Consider the following 20263-nt stretch of genomic DNA (forward strand, 5'->3'; position numbering starts at 1 on the left):
CTATCGTACGAGTCGACCCCTCTCCCGGTCCCTGCCGAACGGAGCCCGCCGTGAGCACGCTGTTCCAGCCCTACACCCTGCGCGACGTGACCATCCCCAACCGGGTGTGGATGCCGCCGATGTGCCAGTACTCGGCCGCGCCCGAAGGGCCCGGGACCGGCGCGCCCGACGACTGGCACTTCGCGCACTACGCGGCCCGCGCGGCCGGCGGCACGGGCCTGATCGTCGTCGAGGCCACCGCCGTGTCACCGGAGGGCCGGATCTCCCCGTACGACCTCGGCATATGGAACGACACCCAGGTCGAGGCGTTCCGCCGGATCACCCGCTTCCTCGTGTCGCAGGGCACCGTCCCCGCCGTCCAGCTCGCGCACGCCGGGCGCAAGGCGTCGACCGAGCGCCCCTGGAAGGGCGGCGCGCCCGTCGGGCCGGACGCCCACGGCTGGCAGCCGGTGGCTCCGAGCGCGGTCGCCTTCGACGAGCGGCACCCGGTGCCGGACGAACTGTCCGTCGAACAGATCCATGAGATCGTCGGACAGTTCCGCGCCGCCGCGCGCCGCGCGCTCGCCGCCGGGTTCGAGATCGCCGAGATCCACGGCGCCCACGGCTACCTGATCAACGAGTTCCTGTCTCCGCACTCCAACCACCGCACCGACGCCTACGGCGGCTCGTACGAGAACCGGACGCGGTTCGCGCTCGAGGTGGTGGACGCCGTGCGCGAGGAGTGGCCGGACGACAAGCCGCTGTTCTTCCGCGTCTCGGCCACGGATTGGCTGGAGGAGTCCGGCTGGACCCCGGACGACACCGTCCGCTTCGCCTCCGAGCTGCACGCCCACGGCATCGACCTGCTCGACGTCTCCACCGGCGGCAACGCCTCCGGCGTCCGCATCCCGACCGGCCCCGGCTACCAGGTCCCCTTCGCCGCGCGGGTGCGGAACGAGACGCCGATGCCGGTCGCCGCCGTGGGGCTGATCACCGACGCCGAGCAGGCGGAGAAGATCGTGTCCAACGGCGAGGCGGACGCGGTGCTCCTCGGCCGCGAGCTGCTCCGCAACCCCTCGTGGGCCCGGCACGCCGCCCGTGAACTGGGCGGCGAGGTCCATGTGCCGGACCAGTACCACCGCTCGGTCTGAGCCCGCACCGCCACCGCGCCGGTGGCCCGGGGCGCCCTTCGCGCCCGGGCCACCGGCGTCGGCCTTTCCTGTCCGAATGTGATCCCCTCGAGGCGTTGACTAGAAAGCGCTTACCCCATACGTTTCCCGTTCAGCGGCGTGACCCGCTCACGGCAACGAACCGGGCACGCCGCACACCATCACGAACGTCGTTCAGGTACCTGTCTCACACCCCCACAACAGAAGGAACGACATGACTTCCGCGAAACGACCACGCGCCCGCGCGCTGACGGGCGCACTCGCCACCCTGGGCCTCTCGGTTGGCATGCTCATGACTACCGGCGCGTCCCCGGCGAGCGCCGCCACCTGGCCGACCGCCAACGGCAGCCAGGGCGTCTCCTCCACCATCTCCGTGTCCGGCACCAAGGACTACGGGATGAAGCGCCTGTACGGCACCGGCGACCTGGGCTCCGGCAGCCAGGACGAGGACCAGGGTCCGATCCTGGAACTGGCGGACGGCGCGGTCCTGAAGAACGTCATCCTGGGCGCCCCCGCGGCCGACGGCGTCCACTGCAAGGGCTCCTGCACGCTGCAGAACGTCTGGTGGGAGGACGTCGGCGAGGACGCCGCCACGTTCAAGGGCAAGTCGTCGGGGTCGGTCTACACCGTCAGCGGCGGCGGCGCGAAGGAAGCCGGCGACAAGGTGTTCCAGTTCAACGGCGCCGGAACGCTGAACGTGTCGAACTTCGCGGTCAAGAACTTCGGCACCTTCGTCCGCTCCTGCGGCAACTGCTCCACGCAGTACAAGCGGACGATCAACCTCAACACCATCGAGGTGACCTGGAAGGGCAGCAGGCTCGCCGGCATCAACACCAACTACGGCGACAGCGCGACCCTGCGGAACATCACGATCATCGGGGACAGCAGCAAGAAGATCGTCCCCTGCCAGAAGTACATCGGCAACGACGACGGTGACGAGCCGGACAGCAACGGCTCGGGCCCCGACGGCACGTACTGCAAGTACGCGGCGTCCGACATCACCTACCGGTAGCCCCCCACGGGCAGCGGCCGTACGAGGCGTCCCGCGCGGCGTCTCGTACGGCCGACCGGCCCCTGCCACGACTTCACGCGCCGCCCACGCGGGAACGCACCTCCCCCGTCAGCTCCCGCCGGTACTCCGCGTAGGCGGACCGCAGCGCGTCGCCCGGCCAGTCGGCGGGCAGCAGGGCGGGGGGCAGGACGGGGTCGGCGAGCAGATGACGTACGACGGCGGCGAACGCGGCGAGCCGCTCGGCGGGGCGAGTGGCGCGGCCGCTGTGGCCGAGGAGTGCGCGGGCCGTACCGGACCAGGCGTCCAGCGGCCACAGACGCGCGGCGAGCTCGCGGGCGGGCCGACCGGGGCGGGCCGTGCAGCGCTCGGCCACCTCGTCGAGGGCGGCGGGCAGACCGCGCTCCAGATTGGCGGGGCGCAGCCACACCCCCTCACGGAGTTCGGCGAGCCGGAGGGCGGCCAGCCGGGTGCGCAGGTCCGCGCGTTCGGCGGGGCCCCGGCCCGTCGCGGTGACCACCACCAGCTCCCAGTCGCCGTCCCACGCGCGCGTGCGCGGCTCCACGGACTCGTCCTGGCGGCGCTGGCGTTCGAGCAGCCGGTCGCTGAGCCGGTAGCCGGCGTCCGTGCGCCGCAGGTCACCGGCGGCGACCATCCGGCTGAGCGCCGCGCGGAGCGTGGACCCGCCGACGTCGAAGCCCTCCACCAGCCGCCCCAGCTCCCTCGCCGACAGCTCCGGCGGGTGCGTACCGAGCAGCAGGCTCAGCACGACCGACCGCGCGGACAGCGGGCGCGGCCGGGGGTCGTCCGGCGCCTCCGGGTCGTTCCTCCGCATGGGGCCGTACTCTACGACGCCGATCGTGTTGCATGATTGCTGCGACCGTAGGAGAAGTGCAACACTCGCGTCATGGCAACCACACTCGCGGACGAGCAGCGGCAGGACTCCGGCGCGCCCGGGGGCGCCACCCACGACGTCACCAACCAGCCCCCTCCCCTGGCCCCGTACGACGCCTCCGACGACACCGCCCTGCTGGAGGGGCTGCGGCGGGAGGGCGCCGGCTGGGCCGAGGAGGAGCTGCGCCGGGTCGGCAGGCTGGCCGGCAGCGCGCAGGTGCAGGAGTGGAGCGACCAGGCCAACCGCCACGAGCCCGAACTGCGCACCCACGACCGGTACGGGCACCGCGTCGACGAGGTGGAGTTCCACCCGAGCTGGCACCACCTGATGCGCGCGGCCGTCGCCGAGGGGCTGGCCGCCGCGCCCTGGGCGGACGACCGGCCCGGCGCCCATGTCGTCCGTACCGCCAAGGGACTCGTGTGGGGGCACACCGAGGCGGGACACGGCTGCCCGACGTCCATGACGTACGCGGCGGTGCCCGCCCTGCGCCGGCAGCCGGAGCTGGCGGCGCTGTACGAGCCGGGGCTGACCAGCCGGGAGTACGAGCCGGGCCTGCGGGTGCCGGCCGGGAAGCGCGGTCTGCTGGCCGGCATGGGGATGACCGAGAAGCAGGGCGGCTCCGACGTCCGGACCAACACCACGTCGGCCGCTCCGACCGCCGAGCCGGGTGTGTACACCCTGCGCGGCCACAAGTGGTTCACGTCGGCGCCGATGTGCGACGTGTTCCTGGTGCTGGCGCAGGCCCCGGGCGGACTGTCGTGCTTCCTGGTGCCGCGCGTGCTGCCCGACGGCACCCGCAACACGTTCCGCGTCCAGCGGCTGAAGGACAAGCTGGGCAACCGCTCCAACGCCTCCTCCGAGCCCGAGTTCGACGGGACGGTCGCCTGGCTGGTCGGCCCCGAGGGGCAGGGCGTGAAGACCATCATCGAGATGGTCAACTGCACCCGGCTGGACTGCGTGATGATGTCGGCGGCGCTGATGCGCAAGACACTGGTGGAGGCGGGCCACCATGTGCGGCACCGCGGCGCGTTCGGGGCGCGGCTGGTGGACCAGCCGCTGATGCGCAACGTGCTGGCCGACCTGGCACTGGAGTCCGAGGCCGCCACGACCCTCACCCTGCGCCTGGCCGGAGCGGCCGACCGCGCGGTGCGCGGGGACGCCGGGGAGGCCGCGTTCCGGAGGATCGCGACGGCGGTCGGCAAGTACTGGGTCACCAAGCGGGGCCCGGCCTTCACCGCCGAGGCCCTGGAGTGCCTGGGCGGCAACGGCTACGTCGAGGAGTCCGGGATGCCCCGGCACTACCGCGAGGCCCCGCTGCTGTCGATCTGGGAGGGCTCGGGGAACGTCAACGCCCTCGACGTGCTGCGGGCGCTCGGCCGGGACACGGCCACCGCGCAGGCGCTGTTCGACGAACTCGCCCTGACGCGAGGGGCGGACGCCCGGCTGGACGCGGCCGTGGCAGGACTGAAGGACCAGCTGGCCGAGGGGTCCCAGGCGGGCGCCCGGCGGCTGGTGGAGCGGATGGCCCTGACGCTCCAGGGTTCCCTCCTCGTCCGGCACGCCCCGTCCGCGGTCGCCGACGCCTTCTGCGCGACGCGGCTGGGCGGCGACTGGGGACACGCCTTCGGCACCCTGCCCGCGACGGCCGGCCTGGACGCGATCCTCGGCCGCGCGCTGCCGGACGGCGGCTGACCCCGCCGTCCGGCCACCGCGCACGGTCGTCCCCGTCCCCGTCCGCACAGGCCCCGAGCTGCGGCGACGCCGATCCGGGGGTGACTGTCAGTGGTGGGGTGCAGACTGGCCGGTGTCCTGGAACGAGGGCGTCGACGAAGACGTCGCGGAGGTGGTCGGCATGACCGAGGTACTGCTCGCCGTGGGCACCCGCAAGGGCCTGTTCATCGGGCGCCGGCGAGGTGACACCTGGGAGTTCGACGAAAGTCCCTGCTTCAACGCACAGGCCGTGTACTCGATCGCCATCGACACCCGTGGCGCGAGCCCGCGGCTGCTGGTGGGCGGGGACAGCGCGCACTGGGGCCCCTCGGTGTTCCACTCCGACGACCTGGGCCGCAGCTGGACCGAACCGGCCCGGCCCGCCGTCAAGTTCCCCAAGGACACGGGGGCTTCGCTGGAGCGGGTCTGGCAGCTCCACCCGTCCGAGGCCGAACCGGACGTGGTGTACGCGGGGACGGAACCGGCCGCGCTGTACCGCTCGGAGGACCGCGGGGAGACCTTCGAACTGGTCCGGCCGCTGTGGGAGCACCCCACCCGGGCGAAGTGGGTGCCGGGCGGCGGCGGTGAGGGCCTGCACACCGTGCTGACCGACCCGCGTGACCCGCGCGCCGTGACGGTGGCCGTCTCGACCGCGGGCGTGTTCCGCACCCTGGACGGCGGCGCGAGCTGGGCCCCGTCCAACTCCGGGGTGTCCGCGGTGTTCCTGCCGGACCCGAACCCGGAGTTCGGGCAGTGCGTGCACAAGGTCGCCCGGGACGCGGCGGACCCGGACCGGCTGTATCTGCAGAACCACTGGGGGGTGTACCGCAGCGACGACGCGGGCGGAAGCTGGACGGACATCGGCGAGGGCCTGCCGTCGACGTTCGGCTTCGCGGTGGTGGCCCACCCCCGCCGCGGTGACACGGCGTACGTGTTCCCGATCAACGCCGACTCCGACCGGGTGCCGGCCGGCCGGCGCTGCCGGGTCTTCCGGACGGCGGACGCGGGCCGGAGCTGGGAGCCGCTCACGGCGGGGCTGCCGCGGGAGGACCACTACGGCACGGTGCTGCGCGACGCGATGTGCCACGACGGCGCGGACCCGGCGGGCGTCTACTTCGGCAACCGCAACGGCGAGGTGTACGCGTCCGCCGACGACGGCGACACCTGGCGGCAGTTGGCGGCACATCTGCCGGACGTGCTGTGCGTACGGGCGGCGGTCGTCGCATGAACCGCACGAACCACATGAACTGCACGAGCCGTACGGGTCGTACGGTGATCCCGTCCGGTCCTGGCCACTGGTTGATCTCCGCCGCCGTCGCGGCAGTAAGGTGACGCCCGTGGCACCACGACCCTTGAATGAAATCGTCGAAGCGGGCTGGGCGAAGGCCCTGGAGCCGGTGGCCGAACGGATCGCCGGAATGGGGGACTTCCTGCGCGCGGAGATCGCCGCGGGACGCACCTACCTCCCGGCCGGAGCGAACGTCCTGCGCGCCTTCCAGCAGCCCTTCGACGAGGTACGCGTTCTGATCGTCGGGCAGGACCCGTACCCCACCCCGGGGCACGCGGTGGGGCTGTCGTTCTCCGTCGCGCCCGAGGTGCGGCCGCTGCCGGGCAGCCTCATCAACATCTTCCGGGAGCTGAACACCGACCTGGGCCTGCCCCAGCCGTCGAACGGCGACCTCACGCCGTGGACCCAGCAGGGCGTACTGCTGCTCAACAGGGCGCTGACGACGGCCCCGCGCAAGCCGGGCGCCCACCGCGGCAAGGGCTGGGAGGAGGTCACCGAACAGGCGATACGGGCGCTGGCCGGCCGGGGCAAGCCCCTGGTCTCCGTCCTGTGGGGGCGGGACGCCCGCAACTGCCGTCCGCTGCTGGGCGATCTGCCCGCGGTGGAGTCGGCCCATCCGTCGCCGATGTCCGCCGACCGCGGCTTCTTCGGCTCCCGCCCGTTCAGCCGGGCCAACGACCTGCTGATCCGCCAGGGCGGCCAACCGGTGGACTGGCGCCTGCCGTGACCGGGCCCGGTTTCCTCGCCGTGGACTCCGGGGGCTCCGGTCTGCGGGTCGTCGTCGGGGCCGGCGGGCGCGGACCACTGGCCCGGGACGCCTCCGGGGAACCGGTGCGGACGGGGGCCCGGGGCCTCGACCCGGGGCACCTCATGGAGCAACTGGTCCCGATGGCGCGGGCCCTGTGCGCGGAGGCCGGGGTCGAGGGGACGGCGACGGCCGTCGTCGGGGCCGCCGGGCTGGCCAGCCTGGGGGACGCGCTGCGCGCGGAGCTGCCGGGGGCGCTCGCCCGTGAACTGGGGGTGCGGCGGGTGGTGCTGGCCGCCGACGCCGTCACCGCGTACGTCGGAGCCCTCGGGGCACGGCCCGGTGCCGTGATCGCCGCCGGTACGGGGGTCATCGCGGTCGGCACCGATCTGGCCGGCTGGCGCCGGGCGGACGGCTGGGGGCACCTGCTGGGCGACTGCGGCGGCGGCGCCTGGATCGGGCGGGCGGGTCTCGACGCGGCGCTGCGCGCGCACGACGGGCGGGAGGGCGGCTCCGCGCGGCTGCTGGCGAGCGCCGAGGACCTGTTCGGTCCGGCGGCCGGGCTGCCCGGCCGGCTGTATCCGCGGACCGACCGGCCTGCCGTGCTCGCCTCCTTCGCGCCCCGGGTGGGCGAGTGCGCGGCCGACGGCGACCCCGTCGCCGTGGCGGTGCTGCGGGCCGCGGCCCGGCACATGGCCGGCTCCGCCGCGGCCGTGTGCCCGGCGGCGGGCGAGCCCGTGGTCGGTCTCACCGGTGGTCTGTTCCGGATGGGTGCCGTGCTGCTCGGCCCCCTGGACGAGGAGCTGGCCGAGCGGCTGCCGGGGGTGCGGCGGATCATGGCCGAAGGGGACCCCCTGCACGGGGCGGTCCGTATGGCGGAGGACCTCACCGCCGGCTCGTTCGCCCTTCCGGGCGACGAGAAGATGCTGTACGTGACGGGTCCGGCGGATGAGGACGTCACCCGCGCGGCCGACGTCCGTACGTAACTCATCAGAACTCATCAGACAAAACCGGACGGATACCGCTCACCCGCACCCTCCCCGAACAGGGGAGCCCGGGAAACCACTAACATGCCGCAACATGAGCACCCCCACTGGGCCCGCGTCCGGCCTGCCAGTACGAATGCCGCGCCCCCGTCAGCCCGGACGGCACCGCCGTCCCGAGCCGCTGGTGGCTCCCGAGGACGCGCCCGCGCTCGTCCTCGCCGTGCCGGGTGCGCCCAGTAGTGCCACCCGCTCGCTCGCCGACGAGGTCGTGAGCATCGCCCGTTCCGAGCTGCCCGGCCTGGACGCCCGGATCGGTTACCTCGACGGTGACGACGAGGAGTTCCCGACGCTGCGGTCCGTCCTCGCGTACGCGGCCGAGGAGCGCACCGCCCGCTTCGAGCAGGCCCGCGCCGCCGGCCTGGACGTCAAGGAGCCCGACGGCCCCGTCGCCGTCGTCGTGCCGCTGCTCGCCGGTCCGGACAGCGCGCTGCTGCGCCAGGTCCGCCAGGCCGTGATGGACAGCCGGGTCGCCGCCGAGCTGACCGATGTGCTGGGTCCGCACCCGCTGCTCGCCGAGGCGCTGCACGTGCGGCTCTCCGAGGCCGGTCTGGCCCGCGCCGACCGTGCCCGCCTGTTCACCGTGGCGACCGCGGCGGACGGCATCATCCTGGCCTCCGTGGGCGGTGACGAGGCCGTGCAGGCGGCCGGGATCACCGGCATGCTGCTCGCCGCGCGCCTCGCCGTGCCGGTGATGGCGGCGGCCCTGGACCAGGAGGGTTCCATCGCCTCCGTGGCCGAGCAGCTCCGGGACGCCGGTTCGCAGCAGCTGGCGCTCGCGCCGTACCTGATCGGCCCGGAGATCGACGCCGGCCTGATCGAGGAGGCCGCGAAGGAGGCGGAGTGCTCCGCCGCCGAGGCGCTCGGCCCGTACCCGGCGATCGGCAAGCTGGCGCTGGCCAAGTACACGACCGCGCTGGGCATCGCCCCGCAGCAGGCACAGAGCACCCCGGCCCACTGACCCGGCCGGTTCCCGCACGACGCCGGAAGGGCCCGCTCCACGCACCGGAGCGGGCCCTTCGTCATGTCTCCCCGGGCTCCGTCAGCCGGTGACCACGCAGGACGCCGCGGGCACCGGGACCGAGCCGGCGCGCCGCGGCACTCCCGTGTCCGGGTCGAGCGCGAACCAGGTCACGTCCCCGGAGCGTTCGTTGGCGACGTACAGGACGCCGTCGGAGGCGGTGATCGCACGGGGCCAGTGACCGCCGCAGGGGACGGTGGTGAGCGGGGTCAGCGCCTTGCCCTCGCCCTCGACCGCGAAGACCGACAGGACGTCCTCGCCGCGGGTCGCGGTCCACACGAAGCGGCCGTCGGGCGAGACGGCCACCCCGGACGGATAGGCGTCGCCGGCCGGGGCACCGGGCAGGACCGGGATCTCGGCGAGCGGTCTGAGCGCGCCGTCGGCGGCGTCCCAGCGGCAGACCACGAGGGTGGGGCTGAGTTCGTTGAGGACGTACGCGTACGACCCGTCCGGGTGGAAGGCCAGGTGCCGCGGGCCCGAGCCGGGGCGCAGGGCGATCTCCCGGTGCGGTGCGAGCACGCCGCCGGACAGGGCGCAGACCCGTACCGAGTCCGTGCCGAGGTCGACGCCGACCGCCCAGCGGCCGCTCGGGTCGGGCTGCACCTGGTGGGCGTGCGGGCCCTGCTGGCGCTGCGGATGAGGGCCGGAGCCGCTGTGCCGGAACACCCCGGACACCGGCGCGAGGCCGCCGTCCGGGCGGACGGGGACGGCGCTGACGCTGCCGGAGCCGTAGTTCGCGGTGAGGACGTGTCCGGCGAAGAGGCTGAGGTGGGTCGGCCCGCTGCCGTCCACCCGCACCGGGCGCCCGGCCGGCCGCGGCCCGTCCGCGGTCACGCGGAACGCGGCCACGGCGCCCTCGGCCGTCTCGCTGACCGCGTACAGCATGCGGCCGTCGGGCGACAGGGCCAGGTAGGACGGGTCGGGTACGACGTTCACGGTGCTCAGGACGGTCAGCGCGCCGCTGCCGGGGGCGACGGCCGCGGTGACGATGCCCGGGCCTCCCGCCGCCGTGAACGACCCGATGAACGCCCGCCGTCTGCCGTCCGCCACGGCTGTCCCCTCTCGTCCGATGCCGACCGGGGTGACGGTAGCAGTCGATCACGTCAGGTCTAGACCAAAGGCCCGTCCAATGCGTCCGCGCGTGTCAGGCCCCGACCAGCGGGGAGCCGGACGGCGCCCGCAGCGGCGCGGCCAGCTCGGCGAGGGCGCGTTCCAGACCGTGCAGATGGGCCAGGGCGGGTTCCGTCCCGGCCGGGGAGGTCCGTACGGCGATGTCCCGGCCGCCGGTGAGCGCCTCGACGGCGGCCTCGACGCGCCAGCAGGCGGCGGCCAGCCGGGCGTCGTGCGAGGCCTCCGGGTCGGCGGCGACGGCGACGAGGCCGCGGATCTCCCGGGCGCAGTCGTCGAGCAGGGCGAGCACCCGCCGGGCGCGCCGCTTGCGGCCGAGCATGGGGTTCAGCGGATGCACCAGCGGGGCGACCGAGAGCCGCACCCGGGCGAGCAGCTGTTCCAGCTCCGCCACCACCGGCGCCGGGTCGGCGTCCGCGGTCCCGGCCAGCCGCGCGGCCGCCTGGGCGGTGCACGCGTGGACGCAGCGCAGGGCCCGCTGGATCCAGGTGTCGGTGACGCTGTGCGTGGTCACGGGCAGGACGAACGCCACCGCCAGCACGGCGCCGAGCGCGCCGACGGCGGTCTCCACGGCCCGGAGCGCCAGCAGACCGGGGGTGAGCACGCCCAGCAGGCCGTAGAGCATGGCGGCGAGCACCGTCACCCAGAGCATCATCCAGGTGTAGGACACGGCGGCCGTGTAGAAGATGCCGAAGACGGCGACGGCGACGACCAGCGCGGTCACCGGCCCGTCCCCGTGTGCGGGGACGGCGACGAAGAGCGCGAGCCCGATGCCGATGACGGTGCCGAGCACCCGCCGGAAGCCGCGCACCAGGGTCTCGCCGCGCGAGGTGGTGTTGACGAAGACCCACCAGGTGGCGCCGACGGCCCAGTACCAGCGCTCCCCGGACAGCAGCTGGCCCACGACCAGGGCGAAGCCCGCGCCGGCGGTCGCCTGGACCGCCTGGCGGGTGGTCACGCGGGCCAGCCCGGTGCCGGCGGGCGGCGCCGGTACGACGGCCGGGGGCAGCCGGCGCTCGTAGCACCACAGCCCGAAGCGCACGGCGGCCGCGGCGAGCACGGACAGCAGGACGGAGGCGTACAGCTCGGGGAGCTGGGCGGTCCTCGCGTGCAGGAACTGCGCCACGAAGTAGGTCATGAAGGCGAAGACGCCGAGGCTGTGGCCGCGCGGGCCCCAGCGCCGCGCGTACACGCCGAGTCCGACCACGGCGAGGAAGGTGAGGTCACGGGCGACCGGGTGGTCGTGCAGCACGGCCGCGGCGGCGAGCACCGGCAGGCCGACGACGGGCAGCAGCGCCGTGGTGACGGCCTGCCCCCGGACAGTGGCGTCGGTGACGGTGAACAGGGCGAGCAGTGCGGCGAGCCCACCGGTGACGGCACCGGTGAGCGAGTGCCCGGCCAGGCCGCAGACGACGACGGCCAGCCCGATGCCGAGCACGGCCCGCGCCGCGAAGCGCAGCCGGATCCGGCCCGGGTCCGGAGCCATGAACACCCTCTTCAGCACGTACCGCCCCCTGGGAACTCGTTGGTGTGCGCCGTGGCACGAAAAAGGCGCCGCGGAGGTCCGCAGCGCCATCGACCCCTCCATATCAGCATCCCTTCCACCAGTGGCTCAACCGAGTCCTGTGGGAGTGGGCCATTGGTACAGTGTTCGCGGCATTCCTACGGCCGTCGAAGTGCCAATGGCCGATACGGGGACACTTCGGATCTCATGGCCGTGGACGAGCTCGACACCCGCATCCTGCGGCTGCTGCTGGAGCAGCCGCGCACCAGCGTGCGGGAGTACGCCCGCGTCCTCGGGGTGGCCCGCGGCACTCTCCAGGCCCGCCTGGACCGCATGGAGCGCGAGGGCGTGATCACCGGCACCGGCCCCGTCCTCTCCCCCGCCGCGCTGGGCCACCCCGTCCTCGCGTTCGTGCACATCGAGGTCACCCAGGGGCACCTGGACGAGGTGGGGGACGCGCTGGCCGCCGTACCGGAGATCGTCGAGGCGTTCTCCACCACGGGCGGCGGCGATCTGCTGGCCCGGGTGGTGGCGCGCGACAACGCGCATCTGGAGGACGTGGTCCAGAAACTGATCAGCCTGCCCGGCGTGGTCCGCACCCGCACCGAGGTGGCGCTGCGCGAGCGCGTCCCGCACCGGCTGCTGCCGCTGGTGAAGTCGATCGGCCGTACGGCACGGAAGTGAGCCCTGTCATCCTGGACCCCATGAGCACCCTCGGCGCCCTCTCGGTCGTCTTCGATCTCGACGGAACGCTCGTGGACAGCGAGCCGAACTACTACGAGGCGGGCCGGCGGACCCTCGCCGAGTACGGGGTGCCGGACTTCTCCTGGGCCGAGCACGAGCGCTACGTGGGGATCAGCACCCGGGAGACGCTCGCCGACTGGCGGGAGCGGTACGGGCTGTCCGCCCCGGTGGAGGAACTGCTCGCGGTCAAGGACCGCCACTATCTGAGGCTGGCCGGCGCCTCGACGCGGGTGTACCCGGAGATGCGGGCGTTCGTCGAACTGCTGGCGGCCGGCGGCGTGCCGATGGCCGTGGCCTCCGGTTCCTCGCCCGTCGCCATCGGGGCGATCCTGGCCGGCACGGGCCTGGACGCGCACTTGCGCACCGTCGTGTCGGCCGACGAGGTAGCGCGGGGCAAGCCGGCCCCGGACATCTTCCTGGAGGCGGCCCGCCGGCTCGGCGCGGACCCGGCCGACTGCGTGGTGGTCGAGGACGCGGCCCCGGGCGCCGCCGCCGCGCACGCGGCCGGGATGCGCTGCATCGCCGTCCCCTATGTCGCCGCTCAGGCCGACGCGCCCGAGTTCGCCACCGCCGGTCTGCTGCTGCGGGGCGGGCAGGCGGAGTTCACGGCGCGGGCCGCGCACGCCTGGCTGACGGACTCCGCCCGGCGCCCCTGACCGGCTCCCGCCGTCGCGATCGCGGGCACGCTCACCGACACCACCGCCGAGACGTGCTGCGCGTACAACATGCTCAAGCTGAGCCGGACGCTGTTCTTCCACGAGCAGGACCCGGCGTACACGGACCACTACGAGCGGGCCCTGTCCAACCAGGTGCTCGGCTCCAGACAGGACCGGCCGGACGCGGAGAAGCCGCTCGTCACCTACGTCATCGGCCTGACGCCCGGCCATGTGCGCGACTACACGCCCAAGCGGGGGACGACCTGCTGCGAGGGCACCGGCATGGAGAGCGCCACCAAGTACCAGGATTCCGTGTACTTCGCGAAGGCCGACGGGTCCGCCCTGTACGTCAACCTCTACAGCGCCTCCCGGCTGACCTGGGCCGAGAAGGGCGTCACGGTCACGCAGACCACCCGCTACCCCCAGGAGCAGGGCAGCACGCTCGCCCTCGGCGGCGGCCGGGCCTCCTTCACGCTGCTGCTGCGGGTGCCGTCCTGGGCGGCCGCGGGCTTTTGGGTGACCGTCAACGGGCGTGCCGTGCCCGGCACTCCGGTCCCCGGCCGCTACTTCGGCGTCTCGCGGACCTGGCGCGAGGGTGACACCGTACGGATCTCCGTGCCCTTCCGGCTGCGGGTGGAACGGACCCTCGACGACCCCGCGCCGCAGGCCCTGTTCTACGGCCCGGTCAACCTGGTCACCCGTCGACCGGGGCCGGACGAACCCCTGCACTACACGCTGGACGGGATCGAGCCGACGCCCTTCGCGGAGGGGACCGAGGACCTGACACACGCCTCCTTCCGGCGCTCGGAACCGCGTGTGATCTTCGGCACGTCCGACTCCGGAGTCGCCAGCCCGGCCCGCGGCGACGGCACGACGCTGCTCGACGAGATCTGGGCCGGGGCGCCCTTCCGCGGCAAGGGAGCGCTGGTGGCACGGGTGCGGTCCACCGTGGCGGCCCGGGTGTCCGAGGGCCTGCTGAGCCGCGCGGACGGCGACAAGGTGGTGAGCACGGCGCAGAGGGCCGCTTACGCCGACTGAGGCCGGCCGAAAAATCTTTCCCGGACGGTGACTGTCTCGCGCCCGGCGTCCGTACTCCCTGCTGTTGGGCCGTTCACATCCCAGGAGGCACGATGCGCATCTCGCGCAGCACGGCAGGAACCGCGTTCGTGGGCGGAGCCATGATCCTCACCCTCACCGCGCTCGCCTACCCCACCATGCTGGGCGTCCAGAACACATCGACCAAGCAGGACCGGGTGGTGGCCAACACGAACTACGGCCCGCTGACCGAGGCGGACCGCGACTTCGTGGTGAAGGTGCGCGCGGCGGGGCTGTGGGAGCACCCGCTGGGGCTGCTGGCGATGGAGCGGGGGACGACGCCGGAGATGAAGGAGGCGGGCGAGCACCTGGTCGTCGGTCACGGCCGGCTCGACGCGTCCTGCCGCAAGATCTCCGTGGAGCTCGGCATCACGCTGCCGAACGTGGCCTCACCGCAGCAGCAGGGGTTCGTGGAGACCGTGAAGGCCACCAACGGCAAGGAGTTCGACTCCACGGCGGTGAACATCATGCGCGTGACGCACGGGCAGATCTTCCCCGCCATCGCCAACATTCGGGCCAACACCAGGAACACCCTGGTCCGGCAGCTGGCCGACCAGGCCAACGACACGGTGCTCGACCACATCACGGTGCTGGAGAAGACGGGCCTGGTCAATCACGAGCAGGTCAACTTCCAGCAGACCAGCCCGCCCAAGATGCCGCGGGAGGCGGTGACGCCGCCGGCGCCGCAGCCGGGTGCGCAGGTCCTCGCGCTGGAGATCCCCGAGGGTCTCGAGGACCTCAACACGGCGTCCCCGGCGCCGTCACCGTCCCCGACGGTCAGGTAGCCGGGTCAGGACCTGCGACGGGGCTTGCCCCGCCGCGGGTTCTTCGCCGTGCCGCCGGTTCCTCCCCGGCGGCTCCGGCCGGCGGTCCCGCCGGCCGGCTGCTGCCGCCGGGCGGCGGGCTTCCTCTCCCGCGTCGGCTCCTGCCTGCGGCCCCTGGTGCTGTTGACGGTCCGGCCGCGGACGATCCCGATGAAGTCCTCGACCCGGTCCGTCGTCGCCGCCTCGGGCCAGGACAGCGCCACGCTCGACTCGGGGGCCCCCTCGAGCGGCCGGTGGGTGAGGTCCTTGCGGTGGTGCAGCCGGGCGAGCGACAGCGGGACGACGAGCACGCCGATCCCGGCCGCGACGAGTTCGATCGCGTCGGCGGTGGTGGCGGGGCGTTCGAGGGCGGGCCGTCCGGGCAGGCTCTCCCAGGTGAGGACGTCGTCGAGCGGGTGCAGCACGATGTCGTCGGCCAGGTCCTCCGGGGACACCGCGTCGGCCGCCGTGACGAGGTGGTCCTTGGGCACCACGACGACCGTCTGCTCGGTGTAGAGGGGGATCGCGCTGAGGACCGTACGGTCGACGGGCAGCCGGACGAGGCCCGCGTCGGCGTCACCGCCCAGCAGCAGCCCCTGCGCCGTGCCGGCGGGGACCTGCGTGAGGGTCAGCGGGACGTCGGGCAGCCGCTCGTTCCATACGCGCACCCATTTGTCGGGCATCACGCCGGGTACGTACACGAGCCGGAACGAGGGGGACACTTCCGAGCCTGTCACCTGGCCAGGTTACCGGCCGTGGTCGGCGGCCGTGCACACGCTCGATACCCTGGACGTCATGACGCAGCACCAGAGCACCCAGACGATGAAGCCCGCGACCGCGGCGAAGAAACTGGGTGTGTACCTCGACGCCACCCCCGCCGACTTCCGGGACGGTGTCGTCTCACGCGCCGAGCTGAACGCGCTCCAGGCGGACCCGCCGCAGTGGCTGCGGGACCTGCGGCGCGACGGCCCCCACCCCCGCCCGGTGGTCGCGGCGAAGCTGGGCGTGTCCATCGCCGGCCTCGCGCGCGGCGGGGTCACCGAGGCCCTCACCACCGAGCAGATCGAGGCGCTGAAGGAGGAGCGCCCCGAGTGGCTGGAGCGGGAGCGCGCCACCCAGGCCGAGGTCCGCAAGGAGGCGGCCCGGATCAAGAAGCGGAACGCGGAGCGCGCGGAAGGCGACGACACCCCCTAAACGCCAGCCCGCGCCACCCTTCCGGTGGATAGAAATATCTACCAGCATGTCCGTACCGCACGCGCCCGCAGCGGCGCAGCCGACCGTGCCCGGGGTGGACATGCACAGCGCCATGTGGAAGCAAGCCGTCGAGTGGCTGGCCGCGGCGGCCACGGACCCGCAGGAGTGCAAGCGCGAGTGGGACCACGGCAAGGGCACGGCGCTGCTCGCGGCGGGCCGGTACTGGGACGTGCTGAGCGTGCCCGACCGGCTCGGGCTGCTCGCCCTGGACATCCTGTGGCGCGACCCCCTGAAGGTGCCCGGGCCCACGCTGGTGGACGTCACGGCCCGCAGAGTGGGGTTCTTCCTGCCGCCCGACCCGGCCAGCGAGTGGGTCGGCTTCGGGGTGCGGCACGTGGGCCGTGGGTCCTGGGTCGCCGTACCGCCGCCGTACCGGCCGGCCGGGCGTCTGGAGTGGCTGGTCCCGCCGGACGGCGCCGGCACCCTGCACGCCCCCGGTCCGCTCGAACTGGCGCTGCGCGGGGCGACCGGCACGCTCGCCGTGCTGGCGCCGGTCAGCGCGGAGCCGGCGGGTCCGGAGGGCTGGTGAGTTCCTCGCCGGTGCCATCGCCGGTGTCCTCGGCGGTGTCCTCGGCGGGCGGCCGCAGCAGGGGGACGGGGAAGGGCACGGGCAGCACCGTCGCGCGCTCGCCGACCGTGGCGGCGGCGAAGGAGGCCCACAGGCCGTCACGGTGCTCCGGGACCGCGTGCCCCCTGGCCCGCCACTCCGCGACGAGGGCCGTGTAGATCGGCGTATGACCGCCGTACCCGCTGGTGAGTTCGGCGTACAACCGGCCCGCGGCGTCGTGCCCGAGAAGGCGCCGCGCCGTCTCAGTGCTGTCCATGCCGGTCCAACGCGCCCCCGTGCGCCGGTGGTACGCCGGTGGCCGCAGGTCCGCCGGGTCGGGTGAAGCCGTCACCCGTACAGCCGTACCCAGGACGGGGTCCGCCCTGGACACGGGATTGAACGAGCGTTTAGCATGCTGTACATGCGTTCAACCCAGGACGACCGGACCACCCGGGCCGTCATCCGCGACGAGGCGTTGCGGCTGTTCGCCGAGCGCGGGCCGGAGTCGGTGACCGTACGGCAGATCGCCGGGGCCGCCGGGGTGTCGGCCGGGCTCGTGGTGCACCACTTCGGGTCGAAGGACGGACTGCGGCAGGAGGTCGACCAGTACGTCCTGGCCGTGTTCGAGGCGATGCTGGGCGAGCTGACCGGTGAGGGCGGGCAGGAGCTGCTCGACCCGGGCGCCGGGTCGGCGTCCCTGAGCGAGGCGTTCGCCCGGCATCTGCCGGCCGGCTCGCCCCTGCCGGGCTATCTGCGCCGGCTGCTGCTCACCGGGGCGGACACCGGGCGGGTGCTGTTCCGGCGGCTGTTCGAACTGAGCCGCCGGACGCTGGACGAGCTGGTCGCGGCCGGAATGGCCGATCCCGGCCGGGATCCGGCCGTCCGCGCGGCCGTGCTGCTCGCCAACGACCTGGCCGTGTTCCTGCTGCGCGACCACCTCACCGACGTCCTGGGAACCGACCCGCTGTCCGCCGACGGCATGGCCCGCTGGGCCCCGGAACTGCTCGGCGTCTACGCGGGCGGGCTGAACGCGGCACCGCGAGGAGAGGCGCCCCCACAGCGATAGGGAGATTCCGCATGCCGTCCGGAACCGTACTCGCACCACCCGCGCTCGAAGCGCGTGACCTGCACAAGTCCTACGGCGCCCACCGGGTCCTGCGCGGTGTCGACCTCACCGTCGCACCGGGGCGGCTGGTCGCCGTCGTGGGCGAGAACGGCGCCGGGAAGTCCACGCTGCTCAAGGCGCTGGCGGGCGTCCTCGCCGCGGACCGGGGCGAGGTGGTCCATCACGGGACGCTCGGCTACTGCCCGCAGGAGCCGGTGCTCAACGACAGCCTGACCGTGGAGCAGCATCTGCGGTACTTCGCCGCCGCCCGGCGGCTGCCCGGTCTGGAGCACGGCCACGAACTCGTCGGGCGGCTGGGCTACGAGAAGTACCTGGGGACCGCGGCCGGTGAACTGTCCGGCGGGACCCGGCAGAAGCTCAACCTCACCCTGGCCCTGCTGCACGACCCCGACGTCCTGCTGCTGGACGAGCCCTACCAGGGGTTCGACTGGGAGACGTACCTGCGCTTCTGGGAACTGACCGAGGAGCTGCGCTCGCACGGCAGGGCGGTCGTCGTCATCACCCATCTCGTCTTCGAGCGGGAGCGCTTCGACCTGCTGGCCGATCTCGTGGACGGACGGCTCGTCACCCGCGCCACCGGCGCCACGGAGGCGGAGGAGGCCCGGCATGCGGACGTCTGACACCGTGCGGCGGCCGCCGTACCGGCAGTTCCCCACCGCCCTGCGCTTCTCGGTGCGCGACCAGACCCGCAACCGGCTCGCCGGGCTGCTGCTCGTGCTGTTCGTGCCCGCCTGGTACCTGCTGATGGACGCGATGGCCGGGAGCGAGGTGCTGGAGTTCAGGCTGTACGCGACCGGGGAGGTGCTCCAGGTCGACGGCGGCCGGCTCACACTGATCACGGCCGGGCTCAACTGCGTCACCATGATCGCGGGTTTCGTGGTCTTCGACGCCGTCCGCAAGGCGCTGCTCTTCGACCGGCGGCTGGTGTTCGCCGGTTACGGTCAAGCCGTCCTCGTCGGCGCCAAGACCCTTGCCGTCGTGGTCGTCGCCGCCGCGATCGCCCTCTACACCGCGCTGGCGGTGCTGTTCCTCTGGCGCCCCTCGGTGGGCGGCTGGTTCGCCGTGCTCGCGGGCTTCACGGTCATCGCGCTCACCTACGGCGCCCTCGGCCTGCTGCTGGGGGTGCTGGTCAAGCGGGACCTGGAGGGCTTCTTCCTCATCATCATGGGCGGGCTGATGGACACCTTCCTGCAGAACCCGCTGGGCAATCCGCTGGCCAACGAGCCCGTGCTGCGGTGGTTCCCGTCCTTCGGGCCCATGCAGTTCGCGGCGGGCGGCGCCTTCGGGGACGCCGTTCTCTGGGGGCACCTCGGGCTCGGGCTGCTGTGGGCGGGCGCGTTCAGCGCGGTGGGGCTGGTGGTGTTCTGGATCAGGACCCGCAGCCGGAACCACGCGCGGTGACCGGCCGGGGTTGACCCTCGACCTGGTCGAGGGACCAGGGTCACGGGTGTGGAGAGCGAGATGCGCAGCATTGGTGAGATGGCCCGGGACAGCGGGCTGGGCGTGAGCGCCCTGCGGTTCTACGACCGTGCCGGTGTCCTGGTCCCCGACCGGGTGGACCCGGTCAGCGGCTACCGCTGGTACGCCCCCGGGCAGCTGGAGGAGGCCCGGCTGCTGGCCCGGCTGCGCCGGGCCGGGATGCCGCTGGCGGACATCCGGCTGGTGCTGGCCGGCTGGACGGGCACCGACACCGATCTCGTACGGCAGCTCCTTCAGGCGCATCTGCGCCGGCTGGAGCAGGGGCTGTCCGATGCCCGCGCCGAGTTCTCCGCGCTCCGAGTCCTGCTCGACCACAGGGAGAACCCCATGACCTCGCTCCGCACCGACACCGCCGTACGGCTGTCCCTCTCCGGTCCCGGACTGGCCGCCGCACTGGACGCGGTCCGGTTCGCGGCCGGCACCGACCCGGAGCTGCCGATGCTCGGCGGGATCCACTTCGACGTCGAGGGCGACGCGCTGCGCCTGGTGGCCACCGACCGGTACCGGATGGCCGTGGCGCGCGCCGCCGCCGACGGGCACGACGGATCCCGCGTCCAGGTCACCGTGCCCCTTCCGCTCGCCGACGCGATGCGGGCGCTGCTGGACGGAGAGGACCGGGTCCGGCTCACCGTGGACGGTGACCGCGTGACCCTGGAGACCGGGGACCGGCAGACGGCCGGCCAGTGCCTCGGCCACGACTTCCCCGACTACCGCCGGCTGGTCCGCCTCCCGGCCGGGCGGCGTGCCGTGGTGGACGTGCCGGCCTTCCGGGAGGCGGTGCGCACGGGTCCCGTCCGCGCGGGCGAGGCGCCCGGACAGGACGGGACGCCCTGCGACCTCAGCGTGCTGGAGGTGGCGGAGGACGGCTCGGTCGCCCTGGCCGGGGACGGTGCCGACGGCCGGGACCTCGTCGCCGTCAACCGCGCGTTCCTGCTGGACGCCCTCACCGCCGGGTCCGGCGACCGGCTGGTCCTCGAATTCGGCGCCCCCACGGCGCCCCTGGCGGTCCGCCGGCCGGACGACGAGCACACGTTCTCGCTCCTGATGCCGGTGCGGCTGGAGGACTAG

20 protein-coding genes and 2 pseudogenes are annotated in these 20263 nt (G+C 73.7%); 17 read left to right on the forward strand and 5 right to left on the reverse strand.

Going from position 1 to position 20263, the window contains the following annotated elements; all coding sequences use genetic code 11:
• Positions 1-50 precede the first annotated feature (50 nt).
• On the forward strand, positions 51-1130 hold the full coding sequence (locus tag ACZ62B_RS02600) for an NADH:flavin oxidoreductase/NADH oxidase (protein WP_344562044.1): 1080 nt from the start codon (positions 51-53) through the stop codon (positions 1128-1130).
• A 232-nt stretch (positions 1131-1362) separates the two neighbouring features.
• Positions 1363-2160, forward strand: coding sequence for a pectate lyase (locus ACZ62B_RS02605; RefSeq protein WP_344562042.1), 798 nt, complete (start codon positions 1363-1365; stop codon positions 2158-2160).
• 73 nt (positions 2161-2233) lie between these two features.
• Here ACZ62B_RS02605 and ACZ62B_RS02610 read toward each other — a convergent pair whose 3' ends face one another.
• Positions 2234-2992, reverse strand: a complete 759-nt coding sequence (locus ACZ62B_RS02610) for a PaaX family transcriptional regulator C-terminal domain-containing protein (protein ID WP_344562040.1) — start codon at positions 2990-2992, stop codon at positions 2234-2236.
• Positions 2993-3064: 72 nt separating this feature from the next.
• On the opposite strand from ACZ62B_RS02610, the gene ACZ62B_RS02615 reads away from it, so the two are divergent.
• From ACZ62B_RS02615 to ACZ62B_RS02635, 5 genes and pseudogenes are all read left to right on the forward strand, one after another.
• Entirely contained in the window at positions 3065-4744 is a 1680-nt protein-coding gene (locus tag ACZ62B_RS02615; RefSeq protein ID WP_469689166.1) for an acyl-CoA dehydrogenase family protein, read from the forward strand.
• Between the two features lie 90 nt (positions 4745-4834).
• Positions 4835-5990: pseudogene (locus ACZ62B_RS02620) on the forward strand (WD40/YVTN/BNR-like repeat-containing protein).
• Between the two features lie 109 nt (positions 5991-6099).
• A complete protein-coding gene (locus ACZ62B_RS02625) occupies positions 6100-6777 on the forward strand; it encodes a uracil-DNA glycosylase (RefSeq protein ID WP_344562036.1) in 678 nt (225 codons plus the stop codon).
• On the forward strand, positions 6774-7781 hold the full coding sequence (locus tag ACZ62B_RS02630) for an N-acetylglucosamine kinase (RefSeq protein WP_468724560.1): 1008 nt from the start codon (positions 6774-6776) through the stop codon (positions 7779-7781). The genes ACZ62B_RS02625 and ACZ62B_RS02630 overlap by 4 nt, the downstream gene beginning before the upstream one ends.
• Before the next feature lie 94 nt (positions 7782-7875).
• Complete coding sequence (locus ACZ62B_RS02635; protein ID WP_344562033.1) at positions 7876-8799, forward strand: sirohydrochlorin chelatase; 924 nt, start codon at positions 7876-7878, stop codon at positions 8797-8799.
• Positions 8800-8880: 81 nt separating this feature from the next.
• Here the strand turns inward: ACZ62B_RS02635 and ACZ62B_RS02640 are convergent, their stop codons facing one another.
• Complete coding sequence (locus ACZ62B_RS02640) at positions 8881-9909, reverse strand: lactonase family protein (RefSeq protein WP_468883226.1); 1029 nt, start codon at positions 9907-9909, stop codon at positions 8881-8883.
• A 94-nt stretch (positions 9910-10003) separates the two neighbouring features.
• Entirely contained in the window at positions 10004-11491 is a 1488-nt protein-coding gene (locus ACZ62B_RS02645; RefSeq protein WP_344562030.1) for an FUSC family protein, read from the reverse strand.
• Positions 11492-11698: 207 nt separating this feature from the next.
• On the opposite strand from ACZ62B_RS02645, the gene ACZ62B_RS02650 reads away from it, so the two are divergent.
• The 4 genes and pseudogenes from ACZ62B_RS02650 to ACZ62B_RS02665 all read left to right on the forward strand — a co-directional run bounded on the left by ACZ62B_RS02650 (position 11699) and on the right by ACZ62B_RS02665 (position 14771).
• Positions 11699-12175, forward strand: coding sequence for an Lrp/AsnC family transcriptional regulator (locus ACZ62B_RS02650; protein ID WP_469689167.1), 477 nt, complete (start codon positions 11699-11701; stop codon positions 12173-12175).
• A gap of 20 nt (positions 12176-12195) precedes the next feature.
• The gene (locus ACZ62B_RS02655) at positions 12196-12891 is read left to right on the forward strand and encodes an HAD family hydrolase (protein WP_344562026.1); all 696 of its coding nucleotides are present in this window, start codon (positions 12196-12198) and stop codon (positions 12889-12891) included.
• Positions 12892-12909: 18 nt separating this feature from the next.
• Positions 12910-13929: pseudogene (locus tag ACZ62B_RS02660) on the forward strand (beta-L-arabinofuranosidase domain-containing protein); the annotation flags it as partial.
• A 92-nt stretch (positions 13930-14021) separates the two neighbouring features.
• Complete coding sequence (locus ACZ62B_RS02665; protein WP_468724565.1) at positions 14022-14771, forward strand: DUF4142 domain-containing protein; 750 nt, start codon at positions 14022-14024, stop codon at positions 14769-14771.
• Positions 14772-14776: 5 nt separating this feature from the next.
• Here ACZ62B_RS02665 and ACZ62B_RS02670 read toward each other — a convergent pair whose 3' ends face one another.
• Positions 14777-15526 carry a LysR family transcriptional regulator substrate-binding protein gene (locus ACZ62B_RS02670; RefSeq protein ID WP_468883231.1) on the reverse strand — a complete coding sequence of 250 codons (750 nt, stop codon included), beginning with the start codon at positions 15524-15526 and terminating at the stop codon, positions 14777-14779.
• Between the two features lie 58 nt (positions 15527-15584).
• On the opposite strand from ACZ62B_RS02670, the gene ACZ62B_RS02675 reads away from it, so the two are divergent.
• Both ACZ62B_RS02675 and ACZ62B_RS02680 read left to right on the forward strand, forming a co-directional pair.
• Positions 15585-15983, forward strand: coding sequence for a DUF5997 family protein (locus tag ACZ62B_RS02675; RefSeq protein ID WP_073934863.1), 399 nt, complete (start codon positions 15585-15587; stop codon positions 15981-15983).
• A gap of 100 nt (positions 15984-16083) precedes the next feature.
• Positions 16084-16572, forward strand: a complete 489-nt coding sequence (locus tag ACZ62B_RS02680) for a hypothetical protein (RefSeq protein ID WP_344562337.1) — start codon at positions 16084-16086, stop codon at positions 16570-16572.
• Here the strand turns inward: ACZ62B_RS02680 and ACZ62B_RS02685 are convergent.
• Positions 16538-16867 (reverse strand): hypothetical protein, encoded by a 330-nt coding sequence (locus ACZ62B_RS02685; RefSeq protein WP_344562019.1) that lies wholly within the window; start codon positions 16865-16867, stop codon positions 16538-16540. The genes ACZ62B_RS02680 and ACZ62B_RS02685 overlap by 35 nt on opposite strands.
• A 144-nt stretch (positions 16868-17011) precedes the next feature.
• Between ACZ62B_RS02685 and ACZ62B_RS02690 the strand changes: the two genes are divergently transcribed.
• The 4 genes from ACZ62B_RS02690 to ACZ62B_RS02705 are packed head-to-tail and all read left to right on the forward strand — an operon-like array spanning position 17012 to position 20263.
• Positions 17012-17656, forward strand: a complete 645-nt coding sequence (locus tag ACZ62B_RS02690; RefSeq protein WP_344562017.1) for a TetR/AcrR family transcriptional regulator — start codon at positions 17012-17014, stop codon at positions 17654-17656.
• Positions 17657-17667: 11 nt separating this feature from the next.
• A complete protein-coding gene (locus ACZ62B_RS02695) occupies positions 17668-18336 on the forward strand; it encodes an ABC transporter ATP-binding protein (RefSeq protein WP_344562015.1) in 669 nt (222 codons plus the stop codon).
• Positions 18323-19117, forward strand: a complete 795-nt coding sequence (locus ACZ62B_RS02700; protein WP_344562013.1) for a hypothetical protein — start codon at positions 18323-18325, stop codon at positions 19115-19117. The genes ACZ62B_RS02695 and ACZ62B_RS02700 overlap by 14 nt, the downstream gene beginning before the upstream one ends.
• A gap of 60 nt (positions 19118-19177) precedes the next feature.
• The gene (locus ACZ62B_RS02705; protein ID WP_344562012.1) at positions 19178-20263 is read left to right on the forward strand and encodes a DNA polymerase III subunit beta family protein; all 1086 of its coding nucleotides are present in this window, start codon (positions 19178-19180) and stop codon (positions 20261-20263) included.

The sequence above is a fragment of the Streptomyces sp. NPDC053426 genome (assembly GCF_055585405.1).